Here is a 9,228-nt window from a genome sequence, read left to right as displayed (position 1 = left end):
AAGCCGGACTGATCCGGCTTTTTCTAAGATTTGAATTACAGCGAAGCAATTTCTTTCTCAAGTTGATATTTGCTGTCGGTGACGATTCTCTCTAGCACTTCAACGCGTCGTTTTAACTCGCCAATTTGCTTTTTGAGGCTTTCTTGCTCTTCTTGGCTCATCGTATTTCGCTCAGAAATCTCTAACGCTCGAACTTCTTTACGATGATTTAAGATCAACTTGACGATCCCGCCTCCAAAAATGGCACCAAACACAATGGCGACAACCAATACATCAGCAATAGATTCCATTCTTTATATTCCTCTAGATAATGCTCAAATATAAGTTACGCATTTGTTACATGAATATCAAATAACACCTTGATTAAATGTAATGTTTCATTGAAATTTGCATGTTCTGTATCAAAATCACAGGACGATGTTACTTAACGCCCACCCAAACCGAGACTGAACCACCATTGACAGGAAATTCTGCCCAGCCATTGGCATCGGTCCAAACATCTTCAGTTCGGATACCCAGCTTGTCGACATAGCGCGTGCTTGGCTTACCGGTATACATCCATTTTGTTCCGCCCGGTCCATCACTCATGATCACCGCCATTGAGTTTGGATGTTCAGCATCGCCCTCTCGAGTCCAGCCAATCACATCCCAATGGTCGAGATAAGAATTCTGTTTGCCATACGCATACTCTTTACGCAGTGTTACAAGTTCTTCAATGTAAGGCACTTTGGCCATATTAATGTTGTAGCCTTTGTCGCTGTACTGCGCGCCGTAGTAATCTGCGTAGAACACCGATGGATAACCTTCTTCACGCAATAAAATGAATGCGTAAGCAAGAGGCTTGAACCACCAATCTACTGTCGACTCTAACGCCTGCAGTGGCTGCGTATCGTGGTTTTCTACGAGAGTCACTGCTTTGACTGGGTTGTCCTTCATCAACGTGCCATTCATGATTTGGCGCATATCGTAATTGCCGCCAGATTTTGACGCGTTGTAGAAGTTCATGTGAAGCGGCGCATCGAACAACGACATACTGCCAGAGGTCTTAGTAATAAAGTTGTGCAGTTGATTTACGTCGTAATTCCAATACTCACCAACGGTGAAAAGCTCTTTGCCTGTTTTCCAACGTAAATGATCAATCCACTCTTGTAGATACTGATATTTAATGTGCTTCACGGCATCCATTCTAAAGCCATCAACGCCTGTCATGTTGATGTACCACTCACCCCAATCTTTCAGCTCTTGTTTAACTTCTGGATGATCCATGTCTAAATCGGCGTACATTAGGTAGTCGTAATTGCCTTTTTCAGAGCTGACTTCCCAATCCCATGCTTTTCCTTCGCCTTTGAATTTAAAGATCGCTTTTTCTTTGCCGGCGTCATCCCAGTCAACACCGTCAAAGTGATACCAAGTCCAATGGAAGTTCGAGTATTTGTCGTTGCGGCCAGGAAAATTAAACTCAACCCAAGCTTCAATCCATTTGTCGCCCAGTTCAATATTGCGGTTGTCCCAATCAACGCGCTTGGTATCGACCCACGACTTCCCATCAGCGCCACCACGATGGTTAAACACAACGTCTCCGTAGATTTGGATATTGTTGTTGTGCGCGGCATTGATTGCAGAGATGTACTGAGCCTTGGTGCCGTATTTGGTTCGTACTGAGCCTTTTTGATCAAACTCACCTAAATCGTACATATCGTAGACGCCATAACCGACGTCATTACTGCCGCCCGCGCCTTTGTAAGCTGGCGGTAGCCAGAGCGCTGTAAAACCGTTTTCAGCGAGCGCTGGTGCATTGCTTTCAACCTGCGTCCATAATGCGCCATCATTAGGTACGTACCAATGAAAGTACTGCATCATGGTGCCATTTTGCCCAGCAAAGGCAGGAGCACTGAGCAGCAAGGTTAGCGGTAAAAAAGTGCGTTTTAATTTGAATGTTTTCATTATTTTTCTCTCACGTTAAAGGACTAAAACCCGCTTTCTGACCTACCATCCAGCGGCGATAGCAACACATAAAACTTGCTAACGTATTGTCTGTAAGACAGAAAGTTCGGATTACAATCGAAGAGAAATTAACACCAATCTACCCATACAATTATTGAGTTGATTAACATTTATAAAATCAATAATTAGCGTGTGTAAAATATTGAATGACGATCAAATGAGTTTGGTGATACGGATATGAATGAAACAAGGCGAAGAGAAAGGAAGAGAAGAGAAGAAGAGATTTGCGGGCACTAGAAACGAGAAAAGCCAGTCATAAGAGACTGGCTTTCGAAATAATGGAGGCGCGTCCCGGAGTCGAACCGAGGTCCACGGATTTGCAATCCGCTGCATAGCCACTCTGCCAACGCGCCTTACCTGATTGTTTTCTCATTGTCATGAGAACGATGTTTTAAAACTGAATCTGAAATCCATACATCGTTTTGATGGTGCCCCGGGCCGGACTTGAACCGGCACAGCGCGAACGCCGAGGGATTTTAAATCCCTTGTGTCTACCAATTCCACCACCAGGGCAACGCAAATATTTGCGATGGTAACACCATCTCTCAACGACCTGTGCCGTGAGAACGAGGCGTACTTTAACGGATTAATTTATCTGGTCAACAATAAATTTTACCTTTTTGATTCAAACGATTAAAAAGCACGCTAACAAGTTTAATTGACGATCAATCAGCACACATTTTCGTCACCAAATGAGTAAAACAATAAGTTCAGCAAGCGTCGCATCGCGCTCTTATCATATCCATGCACAACCATTCCGGTACTTCCCTCACCTTTTGTGCATTAAGCACATCGTTAACACCCCGTAAAAATGGAAGCATCCTTTCATTTTCAACAATTTGTTACACGTAAATGCATAAAACGCCTGGTCTTACCATTATAAAACCATTGACATAATTTATTTTTTTGAAAAGCTCAATGCGTTATCGAAAATCGTTTCGATTAATGATACTTTAAATGTGTTGCAGTAATTTAATGGATCAATATCACATATAAGGACGTGGTTTACTTTGACGACACTGCATAAAAAAAACAAGGTATATCACCAATGTCTATCAGAAACCTATCTATTGCGAAGAAAATTTCGCTCTCTTTTTTACTGATTGCGCTTATTAATATTGTATTTGGCGTGTTTTTGTCTACAGAGCTCAAAGAAATCAAATCTGAGCTTTTAAACTATACTGATGACACTCTTCCAGCAATGGAAAGAGTGGATGCGATCCGAGATGATCTTTCTCACTGGCGTCGCTCTCAATTTGCTACTTACACCTATAAGGACGCAGATAAGATCAGAAACAAAATCGCAAGTAACATCCGTGAACGCGAAAAGATCAGCAAAGAACTAGAAGCTTACGGCTCAACCATTTGGCCAGGTGAAGAACAACAAACGTTCCAACGCCTAATGCGTCAATGGAAACAGTACTTGGTTACTATGGACCAATACAATGAGTCGATGTTAGCAGGCAACAAAACCGAAGCGCTCGCTGTTCTATCTAACTCTTTAAACGACTTCGAAGCCGTCGATTCTGATCTAAACGAGCTAATCCGCTTGTTGAAAGTCGCAATGGACAGCAACAAAAATCACATCCTTTCTTCAGTGAACGGTTTGAGCAGCTCATCCATCGCGAGTAACGTGACCATTCTAGTGATCATGATTGTTATGACGCTTGTTCTAACGCGTTTAATTTGTGGCCCACTACAACTTGTTGTGGAACAAGCAAACTCGATTGCGAAAGGTGACCTTTCTAAAGACATCGATCGTAAATTGATTGGTAACGATGAACTGGGCGAGTTGGCAGATGCAACGACTAAGATGCAAAACGACCTACGCCAAGTTATCGACAACGTTATTGCCGCTGTAACGCAATTGAGCAGTGCAGTAGAAGAGATGAACCAAATCTCTGAGCTTTCTGCTTCTGGCATGAAAGACCAACAGCTACAAATCACGCACGTTGCAACAGCAATGACGGAAATGAAAGCTGCGGTAGCGGACGTTGCACGCAACACGGAAGAGTCAGCGAGCCAAGCAAACGATGCAAACCACCGTACACAACTTGGTGTGCGTGAAACACAAAGCATGGTTGATGCGATTGGTGAAGTAGCAAATGTTATCGGCGCTGCTGGTGATACAGTTTCAGAGCTTGAACAGCAATCGAACCAAATCAACGTTGTGGTTGATGTTATCCGTGATATCGCAGATCAAACAAACTTGCTTGCGCTTAACGCCGCTATTGAAGCAGCGCGTGCTGGTGAATCGGGCCGTGGCTTTGCTGTTGTAGCGGACGAAGTTCGTACTCTTGCTGGCCGTACTCAAGATTCAACAAGTGAAATCACAGCGATCATCGAGCAGCTACAATCACTAGCGAAAGACGCGAAATCAGCGACTGAGCTTTCTCGCACAAGCATTGCCGAGTGCGCTGACCAAGGCATTCAGTCAAAACAACTGATGAATGACATCGAACATGCGATTTCTGATATCTCAGACATGGGCAGTCAAATCGCAACAGCATGTAACCAGCAAGACTCAGTTGCTGAGGAACTAAGCCGTAGCATCGAAAACATCCATCTTGCGTCTCAAGAGGTCGCGCAAGGTTCAGAGCAAACTGCACAAGCTTGCCGCGAACTGAGCCAGCTATCCGTATCTCTTCAAGATGTAATGAGCCGCTTTAAGCTAAACTAAAACGACTCGACAAAAACGCTCCAAGCTCCGCAGTTTGGGGCGTTTTGTTTTTCTGGCGTACATTCCCTCGTACGCTTTCCTTTAACAATAAAAAACGCGTATGGAGGTTTTATGCGCCTTAAGAAAACTCTTCTTTCTATTGCCATTGCTGCAACAACGTTCACCCCTGCTATGCATTCAATCGCAGCTCCACTCCAGCTTCAAACGACGTTAGACCAAGAGAGTCAAATTCAATCATCCAACACTTGGCTAGAAATCGATTTAGGTCAGTTTAAGCAAAACATCGAACAGTTTAAGTCACACATGAGTGACCAGACTAAAATCTGTGCGGTGATGAAAGCTGACGCCTATGGCAACGGTATCGCAGGCTTAATGCCAACTATCATAGAACAGCAAATTCCTTGCGTAGCGATCGCAAGTAATGCAGAAGCACAAGTCGTGCGCGACAGCGGCTTTAAAGGTCAATTAATGCGTGTTCGCTCAGCAGAGATTGGCGAAATTGAAGGTGCACTTGGTCTTAATGTTGAAGAGCTAATCGGCACGTTTGCTCAAGCAAAGGCGATCGCTGCACTCTCTAAAAAAGCAAACAAGGCAGTCAAAGTTCACCTTGCGCTTAACGACGGCGGTATGGGTCGTAACGGCATTGATATGACGACAGAAAACGGCAAAAAAGAAGCCCTTGCGATTGCTAAGCAATCTGGCGTTGAGATTGTCGGTATCATGACGCACTTCCCGAATTACAACGCAGAAGAAGTACGTGCGAAACTTGGTTCATTCAAAGAAAGCTCTGCATGGCTAATTAAAGAAGCGAATCTAAAACGTGAAGATATTCTTCTGCACGTAGCGAACTCGTACACAGCGCTCAACGTACCAGAAGCTCAACTTGATATGGTTCGTCCTGGTGGTGTGCTTTACGGTGATCTACCAACTAACCTTGAATACCCTTCTATCGTGTCTTTCAAAACACGCGTAGCATCACTGCACCACCTACCGAAAAACAGCACTGTGGGTTACGACAGCAGCTTTACAACCACTAAAGAAAGCGTAATGGCGAACCTTCCTGTCGGTTACTCTGACGGTTACCCAAGAAAAATGGGTAATACGGCAGACGTGCTGATCAATGGTCAACGTGCAAAAGTGCTTGGCGTAACGTCAATGAATACAACAATGATCGACGTTTCCGATATCAAAGGCGTGAAGCCGGGTTCTGAGGTCGTTCTGTTCGGCAACCAAAAATCTCAAACCATCAATGCCGCAGAAATCGAGAAGAACGCCGACGTGATCTTCCCAGAACTTTACACCATTTGGGGCACATCAAACCCTCGTGTGTATGTGAAGTAGTCTTACGACTTCCTTTTTAAACACTTCCTAACTCAAAGCGAGCTTCGTGCTCGCTTTCTTTTTTCGCTCAATAAAACCTGAAATACCGAGAACGTTAATGTCATCTTGTTGTCTGCGACGAAAACCACATTCTGGTTGTGTTTGAAAGCCCATCCAATTGATGTTAAACATGCAGTTTACAAAATCACAACAATACCCATTTGGGGCTTCTCCCGACTTTGCTGCCGGCTAGGTACATTTATGACAGAAAATACATCCTCTTTTCCTCGATCTTCTGGGGAGCTACATGAGTTCACTCGGGCTGACGTCTGGGGCGGATTTACTCAGCTTTTACCGCTTTCCTTTTTTGTGGTGGTCTTTGGCCTCGCCTTTGGTGTTGCTGCGGTACAAACCGGCTTAGACGCCTTTCCGACTCTTTTAATGAGTACGCTCGTCTTTGCTGGTGCGTCTCAGTTTGCCACGTTAGAAATGTGGGGAGCTGAAGTACCACTTGTACCGGTTTTGATTACTGTGTTTGCCATCAATGCTCGCCACCTTCTGATGGGTGCGACGCTCTACCCTTGGCTGAGACAGCTACCGCCACATAAGCGCTATGGCATTATGTTGCTTGCCTCCGATGCGAACTGGGCAATGGCGATGAACGCATTTGGCAAGAAAGAGCCTGGGTTTGGTTTGTTGGTCGGCGGAGGGCTTGCACTTTGGGGCTTCTGGATTGTCGGCACCTGGATGGGGATCTACTTTGGTGGTGCCATCAAAGATCCAGTCAGTCTCGGACTTGATATGGTCATGGGTTGCTTTTTACTTTCTATGGTTGCAGGCGGCCCTAAAAATCTGCGTATCTTCGCGATTTGGGGCATGGCTGCAGCTTCATCACTGATGGCTTACTGGTATTTGCCAGAAAACAGCCATGTCGTTGTCGGCGCAATCGCTGGCGGTATTTTAGGTGCTTGTTGGAAGGAGAAAAAAGCATGAACATTGAAACAAGCTTAGGCGGCACGCTGTTTATCATTATCGCAATGGGATTGGTAACTCTGGCAACTCGCTGGGGTGGCGTTTATGTGATGTCATTCATTCCGATTAGCGAACGCGTGCAACGTTTTATCACCGCTATGTCAGGGTCTGTATTGATTGCCCTCTTAGCGCCTCTCGCCGTCGAAGGTGACAACGGTGCGAGAGCCGCTCTATTTTCAACCGCTGTGGTAATGTTTATCGTTAAAAAACCGCTTCCTGCTATTGCTGCTGGCATTATCGCCGCCGCCGCAGTGCGCGCTTTCTAAAACTGGGTTTTCAATCGCGTCAAAGGCTCAGAAAAGCCATATTCATCAAAATCACGATTCATAAACACCAAAGCCCTGCTGACTCTAATAGCGTCAGCAGGGCTTTGGTGTTTATGTTTGATGAATCTCAGATATATAAGCCTAATACTCTAATTTTCAAAACAAGGTCTTAAGCACAGCAGTTACAGTTGCGCTTATATTTGTCCATTTTACCGATACCCGGGTTAAAAGTATTGGTTGGATCAAGCTCGTGGTAGAACTTCTGTAATGAGTTTTCTGCTTCGTACAAATGACCCACATTGTGTTCAGCTGGGTATTTTGCACCGCGACTATTGAGGTGCTCTAACATCAGCTTCTTCATCAATTTGGTATCTGTACCTTTTTTGAAGATGTAATCCTGATGGAAGACGTAACACATGAAGTGCCCGTAATAGAGCGACTGAACCAGATTTTTGCTCACCTCTTCAGGCAAAGTTTCCAACCACTCTTCATCATTTCTGCGCAATGCGATATCGAGCGCAACAATGTCTTCAACCTCGTTGCGATGAATCGTTTCGTAGCGAATCGCAGCCCCAGCCGCCGCAAAACGATGTAAGTAAGCTTTTTTACCTTCATCTGGCGTACATTCGAAGAAATCGCAATCATCTTCAACAGCCCATATTTCTTTCAGGTATTTTTGTGCCTCTTCAATTCCGTCATCACTCATTTTTAGCACTAAGTGATGCTCGTATTTATCACGGAATTCTAACATTCGCTCAGGCAAATGCTGCGGGAACAATTTGCTTGCGTAGTACAAAATGGTGTCTGGCAAATATTTGCTGACAAATGGCACTCGCTCTAAAAAGTTCTCTACTTTTGCTTTCAGTGCGAACATCTTAGGCAGTTTGTCCGTACCCAATAAGTCGATCGATAAAAACACGTCTTTGCCGTATTTCTCTGCCATATTGAAGATATCGCGATGCAGATACTCTCCCATTTCTGGCAGGTTATCGAATTGAGTCAGAAAATCTTTTCTCAATTTGGTCAACTTGTTTGCGTCGTTCGTGCCCAAGTAAAACACTTGCTCTTTGTTTGGCACTGGGTAGCTATCAACACGCACTGCAAACACGCCCAATTTGCCCGCACAGCCGCTCGCTTCAAACAAGCGACGCTCGTCTGCATTAAAACGTGAAGGAATGTCAGACGTTACGTCACGAACTCGTTCATCATATTCTTTGTCTGATGCCATGCGATCATCGTGAACGATCTTGCTTGGGTCGAAATTACCTTCTTGCAGATTGTGAAGAATTTCTTCCGGCGTCTCACCCAAGCCATCAATACCAAGATGGTTAACCAGATGGAGGTTGCCCTGCTTATCGACCTGCGCGTAGATGGCAAGCTCAGTATACGCCGGGCCGCGTTTCACTAACGCACCGCCTGAGTTATTGGCAATGCCACCGACAACTGTCGCACCTAGCGATGAAGATCCAATAATAGAATGCGGCGCGCGGTTAACGGCTCTGAGTTCTTTTTCTAGTGAATGTAGACTTGCACCGGGTAAGCACACCGCCTGTTTGCCACCATCCAGCAGATGAATTTTTTTGATTTTGGTAATGTTGATCACCACGACATCGCGGTCATAGTCGTTACCACTTGGTGCAGAGCCTTCTGTGAGACCTGTTTTCGCAGCCTGCATGATGATGATGCAGTTCGCCTCGACACACTGTTTAATGATCTTCCATTGTTCTAACAAAGTGTTAGGAAACACGACGGCAAGCGCTGTACCACTACCAGAGCGAAAACCTGAGCGGTAGTATTTGGTTTTAACCTGATCGGTCAGGACATTCTCTTCCCCGACTATCGTTTTAAATTCTTCTATCAGCTGCTTTTGTTTCATATCCGTATCTCTAGTTATTTTGCATCACTCACATCCAACCGAACACGGTG

Annotated in this window: 7 protein-coding genes and 2 tRNA genes; 4 read left to right on the top strand and 5 right to left on the bottom strand. The window is 44.9% G+C overall.

What is annotated here, in order from left to right:
- Nucleotides 1-35: 35 nt before the first annotated feature.
- The 4 genes from ACF8EG_RS23925 to ACF8EG_RS23910 all read right to left on the bottom strand — a co-directional run bounded on the left by ACF8EG_RS23925 (nt 36) and on the right by ACF8EG_RS23910 (nt 2,517).
- Nucleotides 36-290: a hypothetical protein gene (locus ACF8EG_RS23925; RefSeq protein WP_005460888.1), complete on the bottom strand. Its 255-nt coding sequence runs from the start codon at nt 288-290 to the stop codon at nt 36-38.
- A gap of 130 nt (nt 291-420) precedes the next feature.
- The gene (amyS, locus tag ACF8EG_RS23920; RefSeq protein ID WP_025505706.1) at nt 421-1,944 is read right to left on the bottom strand and encodes an alpha-amylase; all 1,524 of its coding nucleotides are present in this window, start codon (nt 1,942-1,944) and stop codon (nt 421-423) included.
- 339 nt (nt 1,945-2,283) lie between these two features.
- Nucleotides 2,284-2,357, bottom strand: a tRNA-Cys gene (locus tag ACF8EG_RS23915).
- Nucleotides 2,358-2,430: 73 nt separating this feature from the next.
- Nucleotides 2,431-2,517, bottom strand: a tRNA-Leu gene (locus ACF8EG_RS23910).
- 535 nt (nt 2,518-3,052) lie between these two features.
- Between ACF8EG_RS23910 and ACF8EG_RS23905 the strand changes: the two genes are divergently transcribed.
- The 4 genes from ACF8EG_RS23905 to ACF8EG_RS23890 all read left to right on the top strand — a co-directional run bounded on the left by ACF8EG_RS23905 (nt 3,053) and on the right by ACF8EG_RS23890 (nt 7,302).
- A complete protein-coding gene (locus ACF8EG_RS23905) occupies nt 3,053-4,684 on the top strand; it encodes a methyl-accepting chemotaxis protein (protein ID WP_015313283.1) in 1,632 nt (543 codons plus the stop codon).
- A 111-nt stretch (nt 4,685-4,795) separates the two neighbouring features.
- Nucleotides 4,796-6,025, top strand: a complete 1,230-nt coding sequence (gene alr, locus ACF8EG_RS23900; RefSeq protein ID WP_069505997.1) for an alanine racemase — start codon at nt 4,796-4,798, stop codon at nt 6,023-6,025.
- Nucleotides 6,026-6,265: 240 nt separating this feature from the next.
- Entirely contained in the window at nt 6,266-6,997 is a 732-nt protein-coding gene (locus tag ACF8EG_RS23895) for an AzlC family ABC transporter permease (protein ID WP_005480275.1), read from the top strand.
- Complete coding sequence (locus ACF8EG_RS23890; protein ID WP_005460963.1) at nt 6,994-7,302, top strand: AzlD family protein; 309 nt, start codon at nt 6,994-6,996, stop codon at nt 7,300-7,302. The genes ACF8EG_RS23895 and ACF8EG_RS23890 overlap by 4 nt, the downstream gene beginning before the upstream one ends.
- Before the next feature lie 169 nt (nt 7,303-7,471).
- Here ACF8EG_RS23890 and dld read toward each other — a convergent pair whose 3' ends face one another.
- Entirely contained in the window at nt 7,472-9,178 is a 1,707-nt protein-coding gene (gene dld, locus ACF8EG_RS23885) for a D-lactate dehydrogenase (RefSeq protein WP_025518956.1), read from the bottom strand.
- Nucleotides 9,179-9,228: the final 50 nt, after the last annotated feature.

The organism is Vibrio sp. YQ_11, from assembly GCF_043103065.1.
In the GTDB taxonomy this organism is placed as follows: Bacteria; Pseudomonadota; Gammaproteobacteria; order Enterobacterales; family Vibrionaceae; genus Vibrio; species Vibrio parahaemolyticus.
Note: the sequence above shows the minus strand (reverse complement) of the source record. Positions and strands in the feature narration are given on the sequence as shown.

Coding starts and splice junctions, on each gene's coding strand:
- ACF8EG_RS23925 (WP_005460888.1), bottom strand. CDS start 290: ATGGAATCTATTGCTGATGTATTGGTTGTCGCCATTGTGTTTGGTGCC.
- ACF8EG_RS23895 (WP_005480275.1), top strand. CDS start 6,266: ATGACAGAAAATACATCCTCTTTTCCTCGATCTTCTGGGGAGCTACAT.
- ACF8EG_RS23905 (WP_015313283.1), top strand. CDS start 3,053: ATGTCTATCAGAAACCTATCTATTGCGAAGAAAATTTCGCTCTCTTTT.
- ACF8EG_RS23890 (WP_005460963.1), top strand. CDS start 6,994: ATGAACATTGAAACAAGCTTAGGCGGCACGCTGTTTATCATTATCGCA.
- dld (WP_025518956.1), bottom strand. CDS start 9,178: ATGAAACAAAAGCAGCTGATAGAAGAATTTAAAACGATAGTCGGGGAA.
- amyS (WP_025505706.1), bottom strand. CDS start 1,944: ATGAAAACATTCAAATTAAAACGCACTTTTTTACCGCTAACCTTGCTG.
- alr (WP_069505997.1), top strand. CDS start 4,796: ATGCGCCTTAAGAAAACTCTTCTTTCTATTGCCATTGCTGCAACAACG.